A 24,608-nucleotide genomic window follows, 5' to 3' on the forward strand; every position below is an offset into this window, starting at 1 on the left:
GAATGGTTTTATAGAAAAGAACAACAGCTAAGAGCCGCAAGCTCAATATAAATAATTAAGGGTCTACAAATAATGAATCCTACTACAACCAGCGAAATGCTTTCACCGTGGCCATGGGCTGTGACTGAATCAAATATTAGCTTTGATGTGCAAGTGATGGAGCAGCAGTTAAAAGATTTTAGCCGTGGCTGTTACCTGGTCAATCACAGCGAAAATGGTGTGGGTATCGCTCAGTCGGCAGAGATAGTGTCAGAGCAAGCGGCCAATCATTCGGGATTACCAGTCAGTGCTTTTGCACCCGCCCTTGGCACCGAAAGCCTAGGCGACAGTAATTTCCGCCGAGTACATGGCGTAAAATACGCCTACTATGCAGGCGCAATGGCTAACGGCATCTCTTCTGAAGAGCTGGTTATCGCACTGGGTAAAGCCGGTATTTTGTGTTCCTTTGGCGCGGCGGGTCTTATCCCAAGTCGTGTCGAAGAGGCTATTCACCGCATTCAAGCGGCGCTGCCAAATGGCCCATACATGTTTAACCTTATCCATAGTCCAAGTGAGCCAGCGTTAGAGCGTGGTAGCGTAGAGCTATTTTTAAAACATAAGGTGCGCACGGTCGAAGCATCGGCATTCTTAGGCTTAACGCCACAAATCGTCTACTACCGCGCAGCGGGCTTGAGCCGCGATGCTAACGGCAACGTAGTTGTTGGTAACAAGGTTATCGCCAAGGTCAGCCGCACCGAGGTTGCCGAAAAGTTTATGATGCCAGCCCCCGCCAAGATGCTGCAAAAGCTAGTTGATGACGGCTCAATTACTGCTGAGCAGATGGAGCTAGCGCTACTTGTACCTATGGCAGATGACATCACCGCTGAAGCCGACTCAGGTGGTCACACCGACAACCGTCCACTGGTTACGTTACTGCCGACAATCTTGGCGCTGAAAGAGGAAATTCAGGCTAAGTTCCAATACGAAACGCCTATCCGTGTGGGTTGTGGCGGTGGTGTCGGTACCCCCGATGCAGCACTTGCCACCTTTAACATGGGCGCGGCCTATATCGTTACAGGTTCAGTAAACCAAGCTTGTGTGGAAGCCGGTGCCAGTGACCATACGCGTAAACTACTCGCCACTACCGAGATGGCCGATGTGACCATGGCGCCAGCGGCTGACATGTTCGAGATGGGGGTTAAGCTACAGGTCGTTAAGCGCGGGACTCTTTTCCCTATGCGTGCTAACAAGCTTTATGAGATCTATACCCGTTATGACTCTATTGAAGCGATTCCAGCGGATGAGCGTGAAAAGTTAGAGAAGCAAGTATTTCGCTCAAGCCTTGATGAAATTTGGGCTGGTACCGTTGCCCACTTTAATGAGCGCGATCCAAAGCAGATTGAGCGCGCCGAGGGTAACCCTAAGCGTAAGATGGCACTGATTTTCCGCTGGTACCTAGGGCTTTCGAGCCGCTGGTCTAATTCTGGCGAAGTGGGACGCGAGATGGATTATCAAATTTGGGCAGGTCCTGCACTGGGCGCCTTTAATCAGTGGGCCAAAGGCAGTTACTTAGATAACTACCAAGACCGTAATGCGGTCGATGTGGCTAAACACCTGATGTACGGCGCCGCCTACCTAAGCCGTATAAACTCACTGACAGCTCAGGGCGTAAAACTACCGGCACAGTTACTGCGCTGGAAGCCTACTCAAAGAATGGCTTAAGGCCAGCCTTGAGCCGCTCGTAGAAAGTCAGCCTTGAGCGGCTTTTATAAAAAGACAAATCAATCTAAAAAGCCACTAATCTCCATTAGTGGCTTTTTTATTTTGACACTGAAGCCCCCTTCAGCCCCTGCACTGGGCGCCTTTAACCAGTGGGCCAAAGGCAGTGACTTGGATAACTCCTTCACACAACAAGCAAGACCGTAATGCGGTCGATGTGGCCAAGCACCTGATGTACGGCGCAGTATATCTAAGCCGTATTAACTCAACCTTTCACAACATAAGGCTCAAGGCGTTAAACTACCGACGCAGTTACTACGCTGGAAGCCTACTCAAAGAATGGCTTAAGGTCAGCCTTGAGCGGCTCGTAGAAAGTAGAGAGTCAGCCTTGAGCGGCTTTGATAAAAAAACAAGCTAAAGAAAAAGCCACCGAACAGCTCTTATTTCACTAAGAGGTTCTGGTGGTTTTTTATCATAAGCCTTAACAAAAGATATAGCAGCCCTATCTTTTACTAAGGCAAGGATATGGCAAGGATATACTCTCGAAGTTGTAAGCTCCCCTTATATTGATATTGAAATACTGCCCCTTAGATACCGCAGCTTCAAACTCTTCAATAACACTAACCGGAACCTCCCTATATCGATATAAACCACCTTTAATAAAGTTCAGATCAAGTATTCGACTTTTCCCTGATGAGCCATAACTTGAAAATACAGATGATGAGGATAGTGTTTGCTTATAAACAGGAACTGGGGTCATATTCATTGCAATATCAATAATCTGATTTGCTAAATTGCTAGCTTGCTAGCTTGCTAGCTTGCCCAGAAGATAGAAGGTACGAATCAATTAGGCCATGCCCAGACCAATCATGTTCATTAAATTCAGCATCAAAATTTGAGTCGATAGAACCAATAATATTTCTAACCCACTGTATAATAAGGTCGTTATCATTGGTTAAGTGTCCAACTAAATTTTCGTTATTCCCACCAAAGTCCCCTGCTACCGCTTCTGCTGGATTTGCAACTCCAACTTGGCCTAGCATTGGGTATTGACTCAATTTCCATCCTCCAGGGAAAGTAAATTGTGAATAAATAGACTCTACTACTGAATTCCCATAAAAGTTCCCTTGCGAATGAGATATTAAAACGGTTCGACTGCAGCCCTCCATGACACTACTAAGAGCAGTATAGGCTTGCCTGTAATCTTGCTCTTGGTTCATTTCAGGCAGAAACTGTCCCAACGCATCTGCTAATGTGTAAAGTAATATCTCATAGTTTTGCGTTCCAACAGTGACAACATTACCAGTTAAAAATTGATTCATAACATCAAGGTAGCTAGCTAACTCCGTAGTAGATTCAGATTTTTCTTCTAGTTTTTGTTTCGTAACCTGAAGAATCTGAAATAAAGCTGCTTCATCATTGTTGTACGAGCCTTTTACGGCTCCTGCAGAAGGCATTTCTGAGTTAAGATATTTTTCCTGAAACAGAGTTAACTCCCTTTTATTATCAAGATAAGATGTATACGGGGTAAACATTCCATTAATATAAAAAAGACGAAGGAAATCAACGTAGTCTGCACACGACTTTGGTGCTGAAGCCACCGAGAGTGAGCATAAACATAAAATTGCAGCAATTATAAACTTCATATTTACTCACCTCCAATGTTTGCAATAAACTTGCAGGGTTCTCTCGGTACTTGGGGCTCATAATCATCGCCAAGCACCTCATATAACAACTTTTGAGCCATTAAAAACTCTTGAAAACGCTCCTGTGTATTTACATATTTATGCTGATATCCATTAAATCCCTCCCAACTTCTAATGTTCTGGCGGTTGCAAACACGTAAAGAAACAAGCTGGTCAGTAAGCTGTGCCACCTCCTGAATAGATATTTCACTGATATCAATCTGCGCAATATCAAATAGTTTTCGATACAGTTGTGCAGCTTGCAGGCCTAAATGGCGTAACATGGGATCTGTGTGCTCCATTACAACAAAAATTTCATAATCATCCCTGATACCGTTAAAATTTGAGTCAATTCCATCTACGGTTAAATTAGCATTATCGTAATCAATATCTGGCAGTGCATACCCAATTGCTGGATGGGAAAACTCTTCCCATTGATAACTACTTCTATTCGTATCAGGCCTACCAAAGCCAAGCTTTTTTACGAAATAGAATTTATCTTGGTAACTTACAGCATTACCTAAGGGATAAAATTGGCCGAAATGCCATTCATCTATGTTGGATAAAGCAACTTGACTCCACCTCCATGAGTTTTTAGTAGGTACCTGATTAACACTAGGGAGTCTGGATACCCAGATGTAGTTTTGATACGAGACTATGTCACCTCTTTTATAGTATTGATCACTATCAAACTTGGGGTACTCGGCATAATCTAGAGCAAAAACAATACAGGGGAAAGTTAGTAATAAAGCGGTTATCTTAATCATTATAAATTCCTTTTATTTAATGATATAAGTTAATAATTATTGGCTTTTGGAATACCGACCTAAAACCCAAAACGACTCGTCCATGAGTAACATTAAAAGCATAGTTACTGAAAAGTAAGGTAGCCATATTAATTTAGTATAAGTTCACCAGCCAACTCATAACAGGGAAAAGCCCAGAAGCACTTGATGTACGGCGCAGTATATCTAAGCCGTATTAACTCAACCTTTCACAACATAAGGCTCAGGGCGGTTAAACTGCCAGCACAGCTACTACGCTGGAAGCCTACTCAAAGAATGGCTTAAGATCAGCCTTGAGCGGCTCGTAGAAAGTAGAGAGTCAGCCTTGAGCGGCTTTTATAAAAAGACAAACCAACCTAAAAGCCACTCATCTTCATTAGTGGCTTTTTTATTGATGACTATTTTACAAAACCCGTTGTGAGATCACGGAAGCGAATCACATATGGAACGCATACTATTGAGGTTCAAAGCAAATAATTTTACGTAAAGTAATCAGACCTGCTGTAAAAATCTGGATACTCATCAATTATTGAGCTTTACTAGAGTAATACTCTGTTTTAAAAGGTTTCTAACTATCATTCAATTAAAACCTCAAACCTTTAATCAGCTACAACTTAAGATCTCTTTCGCTATCTTTATTTTGTTCGCTAGCGCCGCGTTTGCCTATCGGATCTGGGTGCAGGTTCCCGCTATAGAGCGCTCATTATTAAAAGTCTCTGAGCAAGAGCTAGTCGCTTTAAACTTCGCTTTCGAGCAGATGAGTATGCCTTTGCATACCATCAATTACGATTATGCGGTTTGGGATCAAACCTACAACTACATGAAATCAAATAGCCCAGTGGCTAAAGAATACTATGAGCAACACGAATACCCTGATGACACCTTTAAGAGTCTAAAAGTCGATGGCATCTTTATCTTCGATAACGATAATAACGCGGTATTTAGCAAAGGGTTCCATCACAGTAGTGATGCCCAAGGACTAGAGTTTGATATTGCGGATTTTTCTAAACACCCTGAACATAAGCTCTTATCGCCTCTAACAAAAACAGCTTCTCCTCCGCAAGTTCAGCCTTTTAATAGCCCCAGTAGTGTTCCAACAAAAACCGGAGTCATTGCCACTAAATATGGCCCAGCCCTCTACAGCTCCAGCAGCATTTTACAGTCTGATCGTACTGGACCGATAATGGGATATATTGTTTTTATCCGATTGATTGACGATGAGTTTATGGCTGAGCTATCAAAGTTCACTTCCGCAGGAGTAGAACTGAGTGAAATCAAACCATCTGACGATGTCGCTCACATCCCCTATCTGGGCTCAGGCTTTGATCTAACTAAATTAACACCAACTTCTCAGCGCCTGGTTCGCAATATTGATGGTCGACCATTGATAAAATTTACCCTGTATCACACCAACTCAGAGCCCCCTTCCGTACTCGGAAGTGATATCTATATACTAGTGGCAGAAATGTCGATCCTACTATTATTAGCCTACTTTCTATACTCGTACTTTTTAGTGCAGCCTGTAAGAAAGCTTGCTATCGATATCGAAGAGATGGATAGGAGTCGGGAGATCAAGAAGCTGAGATACCGCTACCCCATCACAGAGCTAGTGAATGTCGCCACCCACTTCAACGCGCTTATGGGCACCATTCAAGAGCAAACGAAACAGCTCAATGAGCAGGTTTATATCGATAAGCTGACCAATATCCCCAACCGTCGCGCGTTTGAGCAAAGGCTTGAGACCTATTGCCAGCTCCTCGCTCGGCAACAGATAGCTTTTACCCTAATTATTGCTGACGTGGATCACTTCAAAGAATATAACGACACCCTTGGACACGTAGCGGGTGATGAAACACTGATAAAGGTCGCGCAGGTACTAAACCAACAATTTTTCCGTGCAGAAGATATCTGTGCCCGTCTTGGTGGCGAAGAGTTCATCATGCTCTACCGTGACATTCCGGACGAGCCACTGCAGCGCAAACTCGATGCCATGCTCCAAGCCTTTGAAGACTTGGCGCTGCCCCACCCCAGTGCAACAACCGCGACACATGTCACTGTCAGCCTAGGGGTGTGCAAAGTGTTGGCCGTAGAAGGCTTTGAGTTTAAAAGTTCCCCTAACATCATAGGCCGCCAAGCAACACTCGCTGCCGATAGCGCCCTTTATCAGGCTAAAAAAGCGGGCCGAAACTGTTATGTTAAAACCAGCATCTCGGTAGATGAAATAGAGCAATTAGAGCATGAGTCACCCAGCAATCAACCCTAAGTCACGAACCTGATACGAGGAGTGAGTATTGTTCAATGGCTCACTCCTGCGCCGATAGCCCTCCAGCACACGTAAGCGTTAATCAGTAGGCAAGATCTGCAGTCGATGAACAATCGCCCCTGGCAGTAAAGGGGTGCTTTGTTGACCCACATAATCATCAAAACCAGAGCGGTAAAAATCAGATAGCGGGTGCCCTGACTGCCCACCAGGGATCGTCATAATCGCATTTGCCTCATCACCGGGCTGCACAATAAAGCGCTGTGACGCACCAAAAGATGCACCCTGTACTGCAGGCATAAAGCTGTCGCCAAAGCCTTCAACTACCGGCATATCTAATAATTTGCTCAGTGCAGGGATCTGCTTAGAAAATGGATGTTGGATCTTAAGCTGGTTAACTGTGCCCCAAGCCAGATCGGCCATCTCATTATTGTTACTGTATTTAGCTAAACTCGCCTCTTTAGCATTGAGGTACATCTGCAGTAGATGCCCAGACCAGCTTTGCGTATCCCGAGGCAACCAACTTGGTTCTTGTGTATTAATAAGCTGCCAGATCCCCGGCTCTAAGTAACGCTTAATTGGCGACAAGCTAAGCTCATATTGAGCCAGTTCGGTTTCCAGTGGTGCAAAAGTGCTATCGATGACTTGAGTTCTAAAGTGACGCACTAAAGTGTACCCCACAGAATCACTACAGGCACAGGCTTGCCATGATTTCAGATACTCTATATCTTCAGCGAAACGCTCTGGCTGAGTGCTCAATTGCTTGAGTAGCAGTTGCTGCCAAGGCACTAAAAAGCGCGCCTCATTATCCAGCTGTAGCTTGTAAAAATCCTGCACAGAGAAATGCTCGGTCTCAAGTAGTCTGTCTCTTATTTGTGTGCTACGAGCCCCTAGCGCATAGCCGCCATCACCTAACAGCTTATGGTCATCAACCGACACCACACGAGAGTTGCCAGTCCATAACCGGTTACTTTTGGGGTTAATAACCTGCGGAAGCTCATGTTGATCTTGCAGCCAATTAACGCTCTGAAAATCCTCCGTCTTCATCGCAACATCACTTGGGTTGGTTCTAGATGGGTAGGCGCCAGTAGGCCTCCATGCTGCGCTGCCCATGCTGTCTACCAACAACATGTTCTGCACCGGGATCCCCATGGTTTTTGCAACTTCAATCCCTTGTTCAACAGTCGCAACACTATCGAGCTCAATCAGCTGCATATCCACCGCATAGTCAGTGTGAGCAACCCAAGACAGAGCGTACCTTTGTCCAGCGACTTCTCTTACCGGGCCATAGGGCGACACCTCTATCGCATAAGCGACCTCGGAGTCAGGCAGGGCGATGATTTCATTTTCAAAATAGATTGGGGTTTGCTCATCAATTGCCACCCAATCCGCGGTATCGATATATGCATTGGTGAAACCCCAAGCGACATCGCCATTACTGCCCACGACAATTGCTGGTGCACCGGGTAAAGACACGCCAGTAACTTGTCGCTTTTTACCGCCTTGTTGATAGTTAAGCTGCGCCCGATACCAGATAATTGGCACGGCAAAAGACAGATGCATATCATCGGATAACATGGCATTACCGCTCTCAGTCAACTCACCCGTCACCGCCCAATTATTACTGCCGATATCCCGTGGTTCTGCAATCTCTAGGGTCTTAGCCTGTGCGAGCAAATTGTTTGCGAGTACTGGGGTTGGCACAGGTGTTAACGCAAGCTGACTGCCATCTAGCGGCGCTTGATATTGGCTTGGTTGGGTTAAAAAATTGACCATATCGCTGCCAAATAGCGTCTGAATTTGAGTTAGCGCTAAATCACGCTTAATAGTGTTGCCTTGCAGGTCGAGATACATGCTGTAGATCACCAGCAAACTGTCGGCTGGCAGCCAAGGCTTAGGCTCGGCGCCAGTCACTATGTACTCGAACGAAGAGAGTGTTTGGGCTGCAAGAGCATCATTCACCCCTTGGGCATAGGTGGTTAGCACTGCTAAATGCTCGGCATCCAGTTTGGCAACGATCGACTCTGCACGTTTACGCAGTTGATGAAAACGGCGACGCTTGTCTAAATCTAATGCTTTTGCGCCGAAGATCTCTGCCAACTCCCCTGCTGAGTTACGGCGCAGCAGATCCATCTGAAAGAACCTATCCTGCCCATGGGCATAACCTAAACCGTAAGCGGCGTCTTGGCGGTCATCGGCGTGAACAATTGCCGTACCTAGCCTATCTCGCTCAAGGCTTACCTTGTGTTTTACGCTATCGCTGGTGATGTTTTTATCGAGTGTGGGTAAGCTCAAAGATAATGCTAGATACAAGCCACCAGCTGCGATTGCGATAATTGATGAAGTGCCAATAAGTGCTATTTTTATTATTTTATGCATTGAGTTAGCTATCCCTGCGCTAAAAAATTAACTTAGCTCATCATAAACTCGGTTACAAAAATGTTAAACCGTCATTCGAGTTTTATCCTCAAATCGATCAAATTCAGCGCATCCTACTAGTGATTGTCTCAATGACAGTTAACTGAACTTTTCTGCTGAGCAACAAAATAGCTTACTGCTTACGACCAATTTAAGGGGTATTTATGGCAAAATAGCGCCAATCAATGAGGGAGTAATATGGCGAAACCCAATAAGAAAGGGCCAACACAAACCGTCGAGATTTTCTGCGCTAAATGTAAAAGCCAACTGTTTAAGTATCGAAAAGGTGGCAAAGGTGCATTGGTTAAGTGTTTTAAGGAGCGCATTGTCGATGACTACACTCAAACACCTTGTCAATGCCCGAGCTGTGAGCAAATATTTGCCCGCGACACGCTTATTCGCGGTGCACCAGCGTTTAAGATGATTGGTGGCAAGGTCACAATGAAGTAGCTAACCTTCGAATGAAGGCTGATTACATTGTTCTTTGGGGTTGGTGCTACCGAGTAGCGAGTTTGAGTTTGGTACTTAGTCGCTATTAATCGCTTGCAGCGGGTGCTGAACAGGATGTCCGAATGTCGTGATCACATGGTCAATGATGTTCCCTACATCATAATGACATCTGACCCATATCCCTATGGGTCAGATGTGAAAGAACGACCTTATGTGCAGACACTGCTGAGACACGCCTCTAGTACGTCTGACCTCCATGGATGGAGGGAATGCCAAATTCAGTATGGAACTGAATTGGCCGTGTAGGCTCAACGAAAACAAACAACATCCATGTTTAAAGGCCAGTTCAGCATCCTGCTTCTCGTTCGAAATCTTGATAACTTTGTTACCTCTCACCATGTCATCGAAGCCCGCAGCCGTATCTGCACTAGGTTAGACAAGCAATATTCTGATGATTAGGAGTAATGGCTGCAAGGCTAGCTAATTATCTGTCTCTAAGTCACTTCGATGCTTTTATGCACTGAATAATTTTCACCCCATTTGGGTAATAAAGGTTTGCTCGTCATCCACAAAAGCCACAAAGCCGCCGTGATAGATAAATACCCGACCACGCCCCTCAACTAGGCAGGCAAGCTGTGGGTTCAAATCTTCTTCGTTATCCTGACTTTGAAAAGTGCCTGTATCGGTGATTACGCCGCTGAGTGTAGGCAAATATCCATAACTGCGCTTGGCTTGATCAATCAGGCTCAATTCACTGGCGGTAGAGAAGCAAAGTGGGATCGCACCAGCTTCTTCAATAAATAAAGTTTTCAGTTCTTCAAAAGCTGTAATCACCAGCCAGTCGATGCCGTTAACATGATGGATATGCATAGTGTTTCTCGGTAATTCTGATGCGGAGATTCTATCACTATCAGCGGCTGAACGTAGTAGAGATTTAGTTACTAAACGTGGTAATTCGGTGCCACTTCCGGGCATTAATTAGGCCAACTTGAAACACACTTTTGCCCCAAAGTTGGTTAGCCTTGGAATGAAGGCTGATTACATTTTTATCTGTGCTGTTGCTACAGGGAAGTGTGTTCTGCATTGTAGCTTCATGGTTGCTAATCGCCTCCAGCGGGGTATGTGCAGACACTGGGTTATTTGCGTACTGATTAGGGCTCGTGGTTTTGGGTCTAACTTGGAAATGCCCCAAAATCATTTTTACTACAACAAGTGTTGAGTAGCAGACGTGAACTTTTGCTTATAGAAAACCTAATATGAAAAGCTTATGCATAGTCTCATCTTTTGACGACATAGCGCATTTTTACACTAGCTGTACATATAAACAGTTATAATAAGCATTGTGAATTTTCAGTATTTTTTTGGTGTAAGAAGGAAAGCAATTTAGAGTTAATAACTGCTAAGTGGCTGTTTAATAAAATTTATCCCAAATAGTTAAATCAAATCTCGTCACAAATAAGTAAATTCTGGTTTTCACCATCAGAAGAGTCAGTGGGCTCACAAGACTATGTACATTAAAGTATTGATTAAAAAGACATTTAAAGTTACCTTGTTCGCATAGGATTAACTAGGCTAACTGTTCTTATTCGGAATTCAGCCTAATATACTGTTAAGTTTTAAGGAGGGTTGAGTGCAACTTAAACTTGAAGGTGCAAAGGAACATAAAGGTTTTCAATTACAAAACCCTATCCTTATCTATGACATTAATGGCTCAGGACTTGCTGATGATATAGATGAGTTTTCCATTGCTAAACTATCCAGCAGAGTTGGAGGTAGCGACTTTGATGGGTTGCTAACTCTAGATACTAACAATGATAATTTACTTACAGCTGAAGATTATAATTATGAATCTTTATATGCATGGTTAGCCAACGGAGATGGAATCTGTACCGAAGACGAAATGAAATCATTCAGCGAACTCGATATTGAAATGAATTTAGCTAGCAAGAAAGAAAAAATAATGTTAAAGAATGGTAACATAGTCGCAAATAAAATTACGTTCTCAATTTCTGGAGTAGAAAGAATTGCACATGATGTTTTTCTATATACAAAGTTAGAAGAAGTAAAATAATATAAAAATGTAATTATTTGATGGGATAACCATTTACTATGAACTTCATAAAAGAAAGCTCTAAAAAATATGTTTTTGCAATAATTTTATTGGTTGGCGCTATAACAATAGCCCTAACAGAGCGCTTGGGGTTCTCTAATCCTGATTATGCATTTAGAACATGGTTAACCATTATTGTAACTCCGTGGGCTCTTGGCTATTTAATTAATGAATTAATTAAATACCAAAAGCTCCCTTCAATAATAAAGTTAAAAAAGGATACAATTGAACACCTAATCGACGAGGAAAATAAAGAATATTCATTAACTGACTTAGAGTGGTTAATAATATACCAAAAAGATGACTGTTATAAATTCAATTTCAAAACAATTGAAGGTGAAAATTTAAAAACTGGGTTTGATTATTCCAAAAAAAACAGAACATTAGATCATGAAATAAAAGTGTCACCCAAAAATTTAGATGAAAAGATAGAAATAAATACCTTAGATAATCACCCATACTTTGAGTCTAATTCTAATTGGAATACAGATGAGGTGTTAGTCTATAAGCTAAAAACGGCAACCTAATTATACGTGTAATAATAAGGCCCGAATTCAACTGCACAAACATAGTATGTGGAGTATGTGGGGTCAGAGTAAACTTTATTTGCTTGCCATATTTTTTCTTATCCCACGACCTAGCTTTAGACTCCTTACTCTAACCAATTTCTGTCCAAAAATGAGTTAGTGCTTTAGTCATAACTCTACATGCCAAAGGTTATGTTGTTCAAACTACTTTTAGATACGGCTTAGACCTTCGAAAACAAGGATCTTTGCTGCGATAGCAAGCAACATCAATAAAGCGCACGGTGCAACAAGCTGTTATAATGGCAAACAGCAACACAGTTATCAGCGCCAATCAGCGTCTATCTACGCCAAACCGATAACTGCAATAGATAACCAGACACCTAATTGAGACTCACCATGCCGTTTTCTAAGCTTGGATTAAGCACACCTATCGTTAAAGCTGTTACCGAGCAAGGCTACACTAGCCCAACTCCGATTCAAGCTAAGACCATTCCCGTTATTTTAAGTCAGCGTAACTTAATTGCTGCAGCGCAAACTGGTACAGGTAAAACCGCCAGTTTTGTATTGCCAATTTTAGAGATGCTCAGCCGCGGCGAAACCCAGCGTAAGAAGCGTGTCCGCGCCCTAATTCTTACGCCGACTCGCGAACTCGCGGTGCAGGTTGAAGATAACATCAGCAAATACGGCAAGCATTTAGCGCTGACCTCTATGGCCATGTATGGTGGCGTCGACTCCAAGCCTCAGCGTGCACGCTTAATTGAAGGCGTCGATATTCTAGTGGCGACACCAGGCCGCTTGCTCGACATGTATACCCAGCGCGCCATCCATTTCGATGAGATAGAAATCCTGGTTCTCGATGAAGCCGACAGAATGCTGGATATGGGCTTTATTGAAGATATCAATAAGATCATCGAAAAGCTGCCTGTCGATAGACAGAGCCTACTTTTCTCGGCGACCTTATCACGCCAGGTAAAAGAGCTAGCAAGAGCCACGATTACTCGACCAATCGAAATTTCGGTCACTCATAACACCGACAATAAGCCCAAAATTGAACAGTGGCTGGTCACGGTTGATAAAGACAAAAAATCGGCCTTGTTAAGCCACTTAATTCAAGAGAATAACTGGCAACAAGCGCTTATTTTTATTGAAACTAAGCAAGGCGCTGCCAAGCTGGTCAGCCAGCTTGAAAAGCGCGGCATTACCGCTGAGTGTATTCACAGCGGCCGCAGCCAAGAGATCCGTGAAAAGATCTTAGCTGACTTTAAGTCGGGTAAAATAGGCCTATTGATTGCTACCGGAATAGCCGCTCGTGGTCTAGATATCGATGAGCTGCCATTAGTGATTAACTATGACTTACCTTACCCTGCGGATGACTATATTCACCGAATCGGACGTACAGGCCGCGCTGGTGCCAGCGGTGAAGCGGTTGCTCTAGTCTCGAAGGATGACTTTAAAAATCTGTGTATGATTGAAAGCCGTTTAGGCCACCTAATTGAGCGCAGAGAAGTTGAAGGATTTGCACCACGCAAAGAGGTGCCAGTCTCAATTTTGAACTATAAGCCTAAGAACAAGCCAAATGCTGGCGGCGATAAAAAGCCCCATCGTGAGGCTAAAGCCAAAGAGCCTGTGAGCCGTAAATCGAACCATAGCGGTGAGCGTAAAGAACACGCTAAAAACAGCAATAAGCTACCACCGAATCCGTGGAACTTATAAATTTTACCCACGAGTGACTCTCCTTAGGTTGTCACAAACTTTGTGCTAGCGGCTTATCAAAGCCGCTTATGCTACAGCCAGCAGCTAACTCATTTAGCAATGATCTATTGCCCTACAAAGCGGCTTAACCCTAAGCTGCTTTCCTCTCCTGCATGAATAACACTTTCTTTACAATATATTTCCCATAGGCTAGCTTACAGCTTCGGCTAATCTATACTCAGCTTATGCATGTATTTAATCTGTTTATCTTACTCTATGTCGCGAACCACTTTAGTTAGACTAGACTCAGCCTAGGAGCGTCATGCTTGCTTTTATGCAAAAAATCAATTCCAAACAACGGCTTTTAATCATTCTTGTCACCTTAGTTTGTGCCATTCTGGTTACAGCTCTTCTAGTCTTCAATAAATTTCAAGCTCAGCCAGTGCCTACTGGATCAATTATCGTGCTACCCATCAAAGCGCCACCTGCAGTTGGTGCCAACGACTGGCAAGAGTACGCGCAGATGGAGCAAGTGATCGCAAACCTAGGAACATCAGCCCAGTATCCGGTGCTACAAACTGAAGATGTGATTGCTATGCTTTCCCAAGCATCTAGCTTTATCCAAGATCAGCAAGCTATCGATCTTGAGCGACTCTTTATCGTTTCAGGAGCATCATTAATAGTAGAAACGACGCTCTCAATAAATGATAACAGTTACCAGCTCGACTACCGTTTATTAAGCGCAAAACAGGTAAAGAGTGGAACCATTATAGATAGATCTCTATCAGAGGCGAATACTCGGCTGGCTATGCGAATTCAACAGTTCGTAGACCTCCCTCCTAGCCAAATCAAGGGGAGCGCCAATGCTTGGTTTTCTCAGCCACAACTCATTCAAGCGCTTAAACAGATCCAATATAGTGAATTAGCCGATGCACAAACAAGCCTCAACGAGCTACTGACGCAAACGCCCAACAATCTTATCGCCATAAGACTATTAGCCGAGTTGCTCACGGCACAAGACAGCAGTGAAGACGGAACTGGCGATGCACTCATCCTAGCCAAGCGATGGCTTGATAAGGGCATAGCCCATGGGGTTGCGAGCGGTGACTCACGACAAGTAGCAAGATTAAGGCTCACTTTAGCCCAACTCCTACTGAAAAAAGGATTGCCAGAGTTAGCGATTACTCAGTTGTCTCAAGCAAGAACATTAGCCGCCAATAGCCAAGATTGGCTCTACCTAGGCTATATTTCCAACTGGTCAGGGCACATCTACCAACACCTTAATCGCTATCAAAACGCCAACGCACAATACCAATACTCTCTAAACTATCATCAAAAAGCAGGCTACCCCGCAGGTCAAGTTATGGCACTAAACAACCTTGCGGAGTTGGAAGTATTGCAACATAACTATTCGCTCGCATATAAAGCGATTAATCAGTCAGTAGCAATAGTGACTCAAAGAGACTTAACTCAACTTCGTGAACCAACATTTAAGCTATTAGCTCAGATTGAAAATAAGCTGCAACGCATCCGCTAATTGTTAGCCTGCTTTGTAAACAAGTCCATGGCGCTGTTTGTCATGGCTCTAACACCTGTATTAATCGTAGTCGGATAGTCTGGGGCAAATTTACTGGAGTGCAATGACGGCAAAGCTTCGCCAGATTTAAGGCTAGATTGATACTCGCTCAGCTCCACAGCGCCTAACCAGAAAAGTGTAATGGGACGCTTATCCTCAGTTAAACCGTAAAGCCCAAAGTCTTCTCCCGCCATCACAGGTGTGGCAGCAATGACGTTTTCTGCGCCGATCTCTGACTCGATACTTGCCTTTACTAGACCTGCTAATTCAGGATCATTATAGGTTGATGGAATACTCTCGCCTTGATGCACAACGACCTCTGGATACAAGGCTTCATCTAATCCAGCACTCATCGCAATTCCTTTTGTTAAACGCTTAATGGCAGCAATTTGCTGCAGGCGAACCTCTGGATTATAGGAGCGCAGGGTAAGCTGTAACTTCACCTCATTGGGGATGATATTGTGCTTTGAACCTCCGTGAATCGAACCGACAGTGATAACATTAGGTTCGAGCGGCGACAGCTCTCGACTCGCTACCGTCTGCAATGCCAAAATGATTCTCGCCGCTAACACCACAGGATCCTTAGTTTGGTGCGGATAGGCGCCGTGACCGCCCTCGCCTTTAACTGTGATATCGACGGAGTCGACATTCGCCAATGCATAGCCTGAAACGATCCCTACCTTGCCAGCAGGTATCGACGCGCTAACATGTAAACCAAGCACATAGTCAGGGGTGGCAAACTCCTCAAACAAACCTTGCTTTAGCATGGCTTTTGCGCCACCACCGACCTCTTCGGCAGGCTGAGCCACCACCATCAAGGTGCCCTGCCAATGCGCTTTATTGACCACAAGTTGCTGAGCGGTACCCACGAGACTGGTCATATGTATGTCGTGACCACAAGCGTGCATGACCCCGACCTCATTGTTATTGGTATCCAAAGATGTGACTTTCGAGGCATAGAACTTACCTGTTTCTTCAGTGATGGGTAGGGCGTCAGTATCAGCCCTTATCATGACCGTCGGCCCCTCTCCATTTCTTAAAATACCCACCACACCATAACCAGCAAAATTTTCAGTAACTTGGAACCCCAAACTTGCTAACTCTTTGGCTATACGCGCGCTACTGTGTTTTTCTTGATAGGAGAGCTCTGGATTTTGGTGCAGATGTAGATATAAGGCTTCAAGACTTGGCATCGCCTTAGCGGTAGAATCTACCAAGTTGGTGGCATAACAAGCATTAATCAAATTACAACTAATGATGAGTGCAAACGAGGACAGCAGAGGTAATCTCATGATATTTATCTCTTATTTTCTGTTAGGCCATCAATGGCTTCTCAACAATCACTCGCACCAAGCTAGCATAATGACGAAACATGTAAACCAGCTAACACTAAATTAGCGATAAAAATCAGGAGGGATTTACAATAAAATTATCCGCCAGAAAATGTATCACGCAAACTACATTTGTTAACAACAAATGACAGCAAGACGAATTAGTAGGCATCTGTTTTTCCGACAGAAAAGATAAATGTGATCCACTTTCAAGATTTGTTTTTTTGTTATGTAAAGCCTGTAAATTCACTCAATTCAAGCGAGACCCTACCCAAATTAGAGTATAAGATAACGCGCGTTTAAAAAAGAGAATAATTCTCATTTGGTTAAAGTTAAGGTGCGTCATGAATAAGCTCAAAGTTAGTGTACTGGCTATAGCAGTAAGTACAGCGCTCAATGCTCAGGCTCAAGAAGCCACGGTAGAGACTCAATCAAACCAACAGGCCAGTGCACAAAAGCACGAGGTAATCGTTATTTCAGGTTCGCGTATGGAGCAGGAAATTGAACAGGTTGCTGGCTCGATTGTGGTCATTGATGAAGAAGCTATTGAAAAAAGCATGAGTAATGACTTTGGTAGTTTGTTTAGAAATGAGTCTGCCATCGGCGTTAAAGGCGGCGCAGGCAAGCCGACCACTGTGACTATTCGTGGTATCGGTGGCAATCGTGTAATGATGGTCAAAGACGGCGTACGCGTTAATAACCAGTATGCATCACCACTAGGCCCTGGCGCAGAAGGTACTGGCCGCGGTCTTACCGAAGTGCAAAGCCTAAAGCAAGTTGAAGTCGTTAAAGCTGCAGCCTCAACCATGTATGGCTCAGATGCCTTGGGCGGCGTTGTTGTAATGCGCACCAAAGACGCCAGCGACTACCTAATGGGCGATGACTATTATATGTCGGTTAATGCTGGCTATGCGGGCATTAACAACGAATACGCAGCCGGCTTTACCAGTGCTGCAGCCTACGGCGGCTTTGAAAATCTGCTGACCTACCAGCACCGTAAAGGTGAAGAGCTGCCTAATTTTTATGACACTCAGCCAGACAGTGATCTAGTGCAAGACAGCGTGCTGTTTAAGAGCAAATACCATTTCAACGAATACACCTCAGTTCAGCTGACCCTAGACTATCTAGAGCAGACCCTTAAGCGCTGGGACTACGAATTTGATAAAGACAATGTTATTGAGGAAAATGTCGATACTGACCGCGACACTCAAGTCATTAATGGTGCCCTGCAGTTAGTCTCAAACAAGCCAACCCAAATGCATGACACCTTAACGGTGACAGCCTATTTTGGCCAAACTGAGCAGTTAGAGCATAGGGACTATTTTGAGTGGGATAAAGCTGGAACAGCAAGCAGCTTAAGTGAAATCCGTGATTACAGCTTTGAAGATCAACGCATCGGTATCAACAGCACCTTCAGCAAGTATGTAGGCGGTGACAGCTATGGTCATCAGATCACCTATGGTCTGGACTATGAGTTTTCTACTATGTCACGTCATCGCGAAGTCAATGATACCGCTACAGGCGAAACGACGACCCCATTCACCTTTGCCACGACCGACAGTCAACGCCTAGGTATTTTTATACAGGATGATGTCACTCTGCTTGATGGCGACTTGAATCTAATTGCGGGTCTACGTTATGACTATTTCCGCAACTCTCCAGATCAACAGCAAGCCGTTGACGCAGGTAAAGATGCTGCAGATTTCCAGACAATGAGTGACAACTTCTGGTCGCCTAAACTGGGCCTAGTCTACCAATTATCAGATTCTGTTAGCGTCTATGGTCAGTACGCCTATGGCTACAAGATGCCAACCCCAGATCAAAAATGGGGTGAGTTGGAAGTCGATGCGGGCTCGATGACTGATGTGATTATTCAGGCTAACTATGACTTAGAGTCTGAGCAATCTCATACTTGGGAAGTCGGCGTTCGCGGCAATCACAGTGACACCAACTATGAGCTAACCGCCTTCTATACTCTGGCAAAAGACTATATTGACTGGCAGTATGTTAGCTTCAAACCGCCAGTATTTATTCCAGGCTTCCCGCCAGTGATGGAGCCTATGGAGTTTAAGTACCAGTACTACAACCGCGATGAAGTGACCTTATACGGCGCAGAAGCTCAGGTCAATCATTGGCTAACTGATAGCGTTGAGCTATGGGGTAACATCTCTTACACCTACGGTGAAGATGAAAACGGCGATTACCTAAACAGTGTCAGTCCACTCAAGGGAACCGCAGGTGTTAACTGGTATACCGACATTGCCGATATGGAAGCCGATTTTGGCGCAGTCGTACGCTGGGCGGATGATATGAACCGTACCAATGATATCGAGCTAGCCGAAGAAGATATCTGTGCCATGGGCATCTGCATCCCTAAAGAGAAGTTTAATGAGGTATACGGTACTGCTGGTTATGCGGTAATGGATCTTACCTTTGGCTTACGCATTGACGATAACTGGAAGTTAAGAGCTGGCGTATATAACTTGTTTGACAAGGAATATATCGATTATGCCGATGTCGCAGGTCAATCAGTATTCTTACTAGGTGCTAGCATGGATCTAGAAAAAGAAGACTTTACCCAGCCGGGTCGCTACTTCAACGTGAGCGTGAACTATCAGTTCTAACGCGTAGCTTGATGATATAGCACCAATAAAAAATGCAGCCTAGGCTGCATTTTTTTATCAATCGAAAGTGAGCGGCAATAAAGTACGATGATGGTGGCAATAACTCACAAGGTGACCCGCCAGACGATCATACAAGTCATCTTTAATATAGGGCAGCTCGTCACTGTAAATACGACTGTCGAGTTCTGTTGGTAATACAAAATGAGCGAGGCGGTTAATATCAGCCTCTATAGATAGCCTAGTCTCAATAGAGAAGGTTTTTGCTAATGGGTAATCCGATGACAGGAAAGCCCTTCTTAAGAACACTAACATCGCATCGAAACTAGCATCCCAATTAAGGTTACCGTTAGCCTGCGCTTCCCAAGCCAGTAACTCTAGCACGCGAATCACTTCACCCTGTAATGTTTGGCACTGACCCGATACGGGCACCAAATGCTCCCACAACCAGAGCACGGTATCGGCGCTATTACCAACAATTTCAACCTCACTCTTGTGTGTCGTATAGCGCTTTTCCTTTACGATGCACTGGCTTGCATACTGTTCATTGATATCCGCCACTTGCTCCATGTTTTCGCTCCCTGCTGCTGTCTGACCGGCAACTGATTGTTGCTAGCGAGTACAATCTTTGCTCAACATTTTAACGGCCCGAATTAAGATATCAATGCTAGCTTTTGGTTGGATCGCTCTTGAACCTTCTTAGGGCGAGTAAGCTAAACAGCAACAATAGCAAACCCAGTGACAGGCTAGCGCCATGATAATCCTCATCAATATAGATATCATCTCTGTCGCTGCTCTCCAGCGGCAGCGCATAAAGACTGTCAAAATCGTAGGAGCTCACCGTTGCCACAATATCGCCATAACCCACCTCATAGAGATCGATTAGCACATCGTAGTGATCGGTCGGGTAACCATAATCCAGCGTGGTTAATACTTCAAAGTCATCATCGGTAGCATTGCCATAAATGCTAAAGATATCTGTGGTGTAGTAATGCTCCCATGGTCCACCATTACGGCTCAAGTAAAGCTCGGCAAACACGTCTGCTCGTTCATTAACATAATACCCTTGTACATCGGCATCGAAGGTCACGCTAAAGGTCTGATAGAAGCCATCATAATCGTTGTCGACAAACAGACGGCTATAGGCATCGTAAATATAAAAATCGCGGTAGATGCCGTTGGCAAATTGCTTAGACGAACCACTCTTTGCTAAGTCAAGATTGCCCTGCGTCGCCTTATCGATATGGGCTTGGACTATTTGCTCACGGGTCAGTTTTTCTCGAGTAAGTGGCTCACGGATAGTTCTAGCCTCGCCTTTCTCCTCAAAGCTTGCCTGTTGCTCTGCTTGCTTCACTCTTTGTGCATCGAGCTGACTTATTTGCAGCTCAGATAAAGTATTGCCGTATTGAGCCGTTTGCGCACTTTGCTCATCGCTAGTAACCGTTTGCGTAACTGAGATGCTTTGCGGCTGCGAAGGCAGACTCATATCCGAGCTGGCACTCGCAGGCTGTATTACTGTCATTGGCAGCATCAGCAGTGCGAATTGAGCTAGTCGCGCCATAATGGGATTTTGATTACAAATTTGGGTCTTATGATTTTGTTTTGTGTTCATTTTCACCTCGAAGTTCTTGCTTAATGAGGCCATTAGAGTCCATTGAGTGTGAACACAAGCTGAACGTTATGAAGCGGATGCGCTTCATCCATATCTGAGATTTAAAGCATCAGGCTACGTTTGACCAAAGTCGAGGCGCTTCGCCCACACCCGAGAGCTAAGCAATCAAACTTCGTTTGATAAAGGTCGTGAGCTTCCAGCTCACACTCGGCCAAGATAAGTTAGCCTTCGAATGAAGACTGGTTACATTTTCTATCGGTTCAGTTGCTACATGGACGCGAGTTCTGTGTTTTAGCTTCATAGCTATCAATCGCCTGCAGCGGGTGCTGGACAGGATGTCCGAATGTCGTGATCACATGGTCAATGATGTTCCCAATATCATAATGACATTTCCCAAATCCCTATGGGTCAGATGTGAAGGAACGACATATGTGCAGACACTGCTGCGAGACGCTGTACTGCTTTATGAAAGAAAAGGTCCCTATACGCTCTGCGATGACATCTGATGTGAATGGATTCACAAATGCCGCGGTGGAAATGGATGCCATAGAGCGGCCCTGAAACCGAAGCCCGCAGCCGTATCTACACCGGGTAATTGGTGCCTTCATTTAGCCATGGTGATTCGATTTCTAAATTGAAAATGCCCAATTATCATTCAGAGTAAAAGCTCATTCATATCGTTTTAACGAGATTTTGGATTAGTTTTATTTGCTGTATATATGAACAGCCATAATGAAACATGGTGATTTTATCGCTTGAGTTCTGTTTTTATTTCTTACTTTATAAGTTGGTCAAAAAGCATTTTAAAGATAGAAAAAGCAGAGCGCCAAGTGCATGAAAGAGTTGGCGAAAGCCGAGCCAGATATCGATGCACTGCTGCCTTGGAACTTCAAACACTAATAATATCGACCCGTGGGTTCATGGGGCGGATACGTAGTACGGGAGAGATCTGCCTTTATGAATCGCTTATTCAATATAGAGGTCGTTTTTCAATAAGATTGGGGCAATAGTAGGGCTTATTTACCAACTCAGATTATTTGCAACAATCCCCTCCATCAAGGGGTAATCGAAACAAAACGTAAAATTTCTAATGCCCAAAATAAAGTACAGAAAGTGCTATTTGACGATCAATATCTTCTTGTCTACCTCCGATAGGAAGCGATGACATCATACATATAAAGGTATCATCAGAATTTGAATCATGATGACTTTCAATGGTAAATGGCATTTCATTCGCAGAAGTAAGAAAGGGCACAAATTCAGGATTTGAGTATGATCCTGAAATTATAGGGTGGTCATTAGGATCCAAGGTGATTTCATATACCTCTTGAATCTGATAGTTATTTATAGATGTAGGTATAACATACTCTTGAATTAAGTCTGGGCCTGATCCATCTAAGATGGGAGGGATATAAGTAGGATTATGTAGAGCATAATACTGTAATGATTCAACTGCAGGATAAAAACGAGAATCTGGCTCAATCACATAAACATAGATTTTTAATTTTTTTTCTCTTCTTTAGTCATATTTTGTGATAAAAATTCAATCTTGGCTTCTGCTGCACTAATAACACCATCTTCATTTGCTCCTGTAGATATAAAGCCTGAGTCTCTCGCTTCTCTCGGTCCTGCACATGAATCGCCTGAAATATGAGCCAGTAAATCCATGTTATCCCCCCAACTCTTAAATCCCTTTTTAAATATCTCTTCTGGTGGGCGGCTATCAAACCTGTAAACTCTATTCACATCGAATGGTGCCCCTACGGATAGGTCACTGAACAGTAAAAAAAAAGAAAATAATATTATTCCAATAGTATTTTTCATTTTGATCCCACTACTATATGAAACTCATCATCATTTCCCATGCAATTATCATCCTGACTGTCAATCCTGATTCTTTTGTTTAATGAAAAAGCCATTAGTAATATATCTCGCTTGTGTTTCCACCTTTGATATGAACTTCCTTGCTACATTTGAATTCTTCCATTGTTATAAGCAGATTGATCCAAGTTAATACTTTGGGTCTTAATCCGTATTTCTGTCCTATTAGAATTAGGGATCAGGATGGAGGTTATCTTACTGTAGTTCACGCATGTTACTGCATTTGAAGCAAAAGAGGCGGACATTAAAATTGGTATTAAAAAATAAGTTGGTTTCATTAATAGATAATCCTATGGTAATTTATTTTTTAGACCTGAATAATATTAGAGGTGATTACAAATAATTCAAGATAGCAATGCTACGCATCGAGCGCTGAATTTGACTTCAATTTATCAACCGATAAAATCGTTGAAAGTCATGCGGTAAGATATGTGGGATCAAAGATATGTGGGGTCAGTGTAAACTTTTGTTACCATAAATTTCCTAATTCTACGGCCTACCTTTAGACCCTTTGCACTAACGCATATTTGTCCACTAATGAGCTAACGCTTTAATCATAACGCCCAAAGCCAAAGATTGTGCTTTTCTAATTCGGTATAGATACGGCTTAGCCCGTCGGAAACAGGGTGAGAGAAAACGAAGTTATCAAGCTCTCGAGCGAGAGGCATGGATGTTGAACTGGCGTTTAAACATGGATGTTGTTTGTTTTCGTTGAGCGGTCAGGGCAAATTCAGTTCCCTACTGAATATGGCATTTCCTCCACTGACCCATAGGGATATGGGAAATGCCTTCAAAGCGTATGGAACGCTTAAGGCCATGAAGGTCAGATGCGCTTGCAGCGTGCCTAAGAAGTGTCTGCACATGCGCTGACCGCAGGCCATTGGAACCACTTCTGTTGGATGTAACTCTCAACCTAAAGGTATTTCAAGTCGTTTAGGACTTTGCTATCAATCGAGGTTTCATTGATGTGACTTTTGATGCAGCAGAGAAGCAAGCTCCTACAAACTTTAGAGTCCAAAAGCGAGTTAGAAGCTTCTTTAATCTTTAATCTTTAATCTTTAACCATAAAGCTAGATAATTCCCGCTGGCCTACAGAAAACACCAATTCCCCATCGAAGTTGCCGAAATACGCAGATAAAAATGCCGCAGAGCCATCATGGATGATGGTTCAGGCTCGGGGGACATGGATGTCCCATCTGAGCCGTTAGGCGATTTTTGTTGGAGTATGAGGCCCGTGTCCAATGCATGTAACTTCGTCGGGGCGCTGAGGGTTTACTCTTATGAAATCAATAGCGGGGACAAGCGCTTTCCCCCTTGGCTCGACTCTTTACTACAGAAAGGGGCGAAGCGCCACGACGTTTATCAAGCGTAGCTTGATTGCTTCAAAGCCTAGTTGTTAGACGCAGTCTAACTTGAAGTCATCTGTGAGCAGGAAGCTCACAACCAGCCACATTCAGCCAGTGTTCATCTAACCTTATGTATACCTATACCCGAACTTGGCATAGACAGGATAGTTCTAGCCTTATGCTGGTCTAGACCTTGGTTTAACATAGGCAAGATAATGACTAATCGAATAGGATCTTTTAAACTGGCTGTATCTCAACCCTTTGGTACCTTTAATGAAAACTGCTTTATTTATCGTATTGTTCTCGCTCTCACTATTAGCCGCAAAGCCTGCAGCAGCTAGCGCGGTGCAGGCAGTCACATCTATGGTGTCTGTCTCGATGGCGGCTAGCAATAATAAGCAGCAGAAATTAAAGGTTCGCAGCAAAGAGCAAGCTGTACAGTTAGCAAAAAGGCAGTATCGCGGCAAGGTGCTGAAGGTTCAGTCCAGCCGGGTCAATGGCAATCCAGGTTATAGGGTAAAGCTACTATCGAGTGACGGTGTGGTTTTTTATGTCAATGTCGATGCCAAAACAGGCCGCGTTTCTCGCAACTAGCTTTAGGCTATTGCTTGCAACG

At 43.9% G+C, this 24,608-nt stretch carries 19 protein-coding genes and 1 pseudogene; 10 read left to right on the top strand and 10 right to left on the bottom strand.

Features of this window, described 5'->3' with window-relative positions; genetic code table 11:
• The first annotated feature begins 72 nt into the window (after positions 1 to 72).
• Positions 73 to 1,701 carry an eicosapentaenoate synthase subunit PfaD gene (gene pfaD, locus JMA39_RS09955; protein ID WP_202721732.1) on the top strand — a complete coding sequence of 543 codons (1,629 nt, stop codon included), beginning with the start codon at positions 73 to 75 and terminating at the stop codon, positions 1,699 to 1,701.
• Between the two features lie 120 nt (positions 1,702 to 1,821).
• Positions 1,822 to 2,046, top strand: a pseudogene (locus tag JMA39_RS09960) (hypothetical protein); the annotation flags it as partial.
• A 154-nt stretch (positions 2,047 to 2,200) separates the two neighbouring features.
• Here the strand turns inward: JMA39_RS09960 and JMA39_RS21460 are convergent.
• From JMA39_RS21460 to JMA39_RS09975, 3 genes are read right to left on the bottom strand one after another with little or no spacing between them, the layout of a single operon-like run.
• Positions 2,201 to 2,464 (bottom strand): KTSC domain-containing protein, encoded by a 264-nt coding sequence (locus tag JMA39_RS21460; protein ID WP_202721733.1) that lies wholly within the window; start codon positions 2,462 to 2,464, stop codon positions 2,201 to 2,203.
• 31 nt (positions 2,465 to 2,495) lie between these two features.
• A complete protein-coding gene (locus JMA39_RS09970) occupies positions 2,496 to 3,344 on the bottom strand; it encodes a hypothetical protein (RefSeq protein ID WP_202721734.1) in 849 nt (282 codons plus the stop codon).
• Between the two features lie 2 nt (positions 3,345 to 3,346).
• Complete coding sequence (locus JMA39_RS09975) at positions 3,347 to 4,150, bottom strand: hypothetical protein (protein ID WP_202721735.1); 804 nt, start codon at positions 4,148 to 4,150, stop codon at positions 3,347 to 3,349.
• A 547-nt stretch (positions 4,151 to 4,697) separates the two neighbouring features.
• On the opposite strand from JMA39_RS09975, the gene JMA39_RS09980 reads away from it, so the two are divergent.
• Positions 4,698 to 6,431 carry a sensor domain-containing diguanylate cyclase gene (locus tag JMA39_RS09980; RefSeq protein ID WP_202721736.1) on the top strand — a complete coding sequence of 578 codons (1,734 nt, stop codon included), beginning with the start codon at positions 4,698 to 4,700 and terminating at the stop codon, positions 6,429 to 6,431.
• 78 nt (positions 6,432 to 6,509) lie between these two features.
• Here the strand turns inward: JMA39_RS09980 and JMA39_RS09985 are convergent, their stop codons facing one another.
• Entirely contained in the window at positions 6,510 to 8,807 is a 2,298-nt protein-coding gene (locus JMA39_RS09985) for a penicillin acylase family protein (RefSeq protein ID WP_202721737.1), read from the bottom strand.
• A 237-nt stretch (positions 8,808 to 9,044) separates the two neighbouring features.
• Here JMA39_RS09985 and JMA39_RS09990 point away from each other — a divergent pair, with 237 nt between their 5' ends.
• Positions 9,045 to 9,296 carry a hypothetical protein gene (locus JMA39_RS09990; protein ID WP_202721738.1) on the top strand — a complete coding sequence of 84 codons (252 nt, stop codon included), beginning with the start codon at positions 9,045 to 9,047 and terminating at the stop codon, positions 9,294 to 9,296.
• A gap of 531 nt (positions 9,297 to 9,827) precedes the next feature.
• On the opposite strand, the gene JMA39_RS09995 is transcribed toward JMA39_RS09990, so the two are convergent.
• A complete protein-coding gene (locus JMA39_RS09995; RefSeq protein WP_202721952.1) occupies positions 9,828 to 10,166 on the bottom strand; it encodes a cytosolic protein in 339 nt (112 codons plus the stop codon).
• Positions 10,167 to 10,926: 760 nt separating this feature from the next.
• On the opposite strand from JMA39_RS09995, the gene JMA39_RS10000 reads away from it, so the two are divergent.
• The 4 genes from JMA39_RS10000 to JMA39_RS10015 all read left to right on the top strand — a co-directional run bounded on the left by JMA39_RS10000 (position 10,927) and on the right by JMA39_RS10015 (position 15,162).
• Entirely contained in the window at positions 10,927 to 11,367 is a 441-nt protein-coding gene (locus JMA39_RS10000) for a hypothetical protein (protein ID WP_202721739.1), read from the top strand.
• Between the two features lie 38 nt (positions 11,368 to 11,405).
• Positions 11,406 to 11,933 (top strand): hypothetical protein, encoded by a 528-nt coding sequence (locus tag JMA39_RS10005; RefSeq protein WP_202721740.1) that lies wholly within the window; start codon positions 11,406 to 11,408, stop codon positions 11,931 to 11,933.
• 396 nt (positions 11,934 to 12,329) lie between these two features.
• The gene (locus JMA39_RS10010) at positions 12,330 to 13,646 is read left to right on the top strand and encodes a DEAD/DEAH box helicase (protein WP_202721741.1); all 1,317 of its coding nucleotides are present in this window, start codon (positions 12,330 to 12,332) and stop codon (positions 13,644 to 13,646) included.
• Positions 13,647 to 13,947: 301 nt separating this feature from the next.
• On the top strand, positions 13,948 to 15,162 hold the full coding sequence (locus JMA39_RS10015) for a tetratricopeptide repeat protein (protein WP_202721742.1): 1,215 nt from the start codon (positions 13,948 to 13,950) through the stop codon (positions 15,160 to 15,162).
• Here JMA39_RS10015 and JMA39_RS10020 read toward each other — a convergent pair.
• Entirely contained in the window at positions 15,159 to 16,493 is a 1,335-nt protein-coding gene (locus tag JMA39_RS10020) for a M20 metallopeptidase family protein (RefSeq protein WP_202721743.1), read from the bottom strand. The two genes, JMA39_RS10015 and JMA39_RS10020, sit on opposite strands and share 4 nt — an antisense overlap.
• Before the next feature lie 383 nt (positions 16,494 to 16,876).
• On the opposite strand from JMA39_RS10020, the gene JMA39_RS10025 reads away from it, so the two are divergent.
• Positions 16,877 to 19,156, top strand: coding sequence for a TonB-dependent hemoglobin/transferrin/lactoferrin family receptor (locus tag JMA39_RS10025; RefSeq protein WP_202721744.1), 2,280 nt, complete (start codon positions 16,877 to 16,879; stop codon positions 19,154 to 19,156).
• 57 nt (positions 19,157 to 19,213) lie between these two features.
• Here JMA39_RS10025 and JMA39_RS10030 read toward each other — a convergent pair whose 3' ends face one another.
• The 4 genes from JMA39_RS10030 to JMA39_RS10045 form a co-directional block, all read right to left on the bottom strand.
• The gene (locus JMA39_RS10030; protein ID WP_237732758.1) at positions 19,214 to 19,723 is read right to left on the bottom strand and encodes a hypothetical protein; all 510 of its coding nucleotides are present in this window, start codon (positions 19,721 to 19,723) and stop codon (positions 19,214 to 19,216) included.
• Between the two features lie 97 nt (positions 19,724 to 19,820).
• Positions 19,821 to 20,765: a choice-of-anchor H family protein gene (locus JMA39_RS10035; protein WP_202721745.1), complete on the bottom strand. Its 945-nt coding sequence runs from the start codon at positions 20,763 to 20,765 to the stop codon at positions 19,821 to 19,823.
• A gap of 1,087 nt (positions 20,766 to 21,852) precedes the next feature.
• Positions 21,853 to 22,251 (bottom strand): hypothetical protein, encoded by a 399-nt coding sequence (locus tag JMA39_RS10040; RefSeq protein WP_202721746.1) that lies wholly within the window; start codon positions 22,249 to 22,251, stop codon positions 21,853 to 21,855.
• A 14-nt stretch (positions 22,252 to 22,265) separates the two neighbouring features.
• On the bottom strand, positions 22,266 to 22,589 hold the full coding sequence (locus JMA39_RS10045) for a hypothetical protein (protein WP_202721747.1): 324 nt from the start codon (positions 22,587 to 22,589) through the stop codon (positions 22,266 to 22,268).
• Positions 22,590 to 24,265: 1,676 nt separating this feature from the next.
• On the opposite strand from JMA39_RS10045, the gene JMA39_RS10050 reads away from it, so the two are divergent.
• Positions 24,266 to 24,586 carry a PepSY domain-containing protein gene (locus JMA39_RS10050; protein ID WP_202721748.1) on the top strand — a complete coding sequence of 107 codons (321 nt, stop codon included), beginning with the start codon at positions 24,266 to 24,268 and terminating at the stop codon, positions 24,584 to 24,586.
• Positions 24,587 to 24,608: the final 22 nt, after the last annotated feature.

Source organism: Shewanella schlegeliana, from assembly GCF_016765635.1.
Classification (GTDB): Bacteria; Pseudomonadota; Gammaproteobacteria; order Enterobacterales; family Shewanellaceae; genus Shewanella; species Shewanella schlegeliana.

Bases quoted from the DNA above. Each gene is read 5' to 3' on its own strand.
- JMA39_RS09970 (WP_202721734.1), bottom strand. From the start codon at position 3,344: ATGAAGTTTATAATTGCTGCAATTTTATGTTTATGCTCACTCTCGGTG.
- JMA39_RS10035 (WP_202721745.1), bottom strand. From the start codon at position 20,765: ATGAACACAAAACAAAATCATAAGACCCAAATTTGTAATCAAAATCCC.
- JMA39_RS10010 (WP_202721741.1), top strand. From the start codon at position 12,330: ATGCCGTTTTCTAAGCTTGGATTAAGCACACCTATCGTTAAAGCTGTT.
- JMA39_RS10015 (WP_202721742.1), top strand. From the start codon at position 13,948: ATGCTTGCTTTTATGCAAAAAATCAATTCCAAACAACGGCTTTTAATC.
- JMA39_RS10020 (WP_202721743.1), bottom strand. From the start codon at position 16,493: ATGAGATTACCTCTGCTGTCCTCGTTTGCACTCATCATTAGTTGTAAT.
- JMA39_RS10030 (WP_237732758.1), bottom strand. From the start codon at position 19,723: ATGGAGCAAGTGGCGGATATCAATGAACAGTATGCAAGCCAGTGCATC.
- pfaD (WP_202721732.1), top strand. From the start codon at position 73: ATGAATCCTACTACAACCAGCGAAATGCTTTCACCGTGGCCATGGGCT.
- JMA39_RS10005 (WP_202721740.1), top strand. From the start codon at position 11,406: ATGAACTTCATAAAAGAAAGCTCTAAAAAATATGTTTTTGCAATAATT.
- JMA39_RS09985 (WP_202721737.1), bottom strand. From the start codon at position 8,807: ATGCATAAAATAATAAAAATAGCACTTATTGGCACTTCATCAATTATC.
- JMA39_RS10045 (WP_202721747.1), bottom strand. From the start codon at position 22,589: ATGAAAAATACTATTGGAATAATATTATTTTCTTTTTTTTTACTGTTC.
- JMA39_RS21460 (WP_202721733.1), bottom strand. From the start codon at position 2,464: ATGAATATGACCCCAGTTCCTGTTTATAAGCAAACACTATCCTCATCA.
- JMA39_RS09990 (WP_202721738.1), top strand. From the start codon at position 9,045: ATGGCGAAACCCAATAAGAAAGGGCCAACACAAACCGTCGAGATTTTC.
- JMA39_RS09975 (WP_202721735.1), bottom strand. From the start codon at position 4,150: ATGATTAAGATAACCGCTTTATTACTAACTTTCCCCTGTATTGTTTTT.
- JMA39_RS09995 (WP_202721952.1), bottom strand. From the start codon at position 10,166: ATGCATATCCATCATGTTAACGGCATCGACTGGCTGGTGATTACAGCT.
- JMA39_RS10025 (WP_202721744.1), top strand. From the start codon at position 16,877: ATGAATAAGCTCAAAGTTAGTGTACTGGCTATAGCAGTAAGTACAGCG.
- JMA39_RS10050 (WP_202721748.1), top strand. From the start codon at position 24,266: ATGAAAACTGCTTTATTTATCGTATTGTTCTCGCTCTCACTATTAGCC.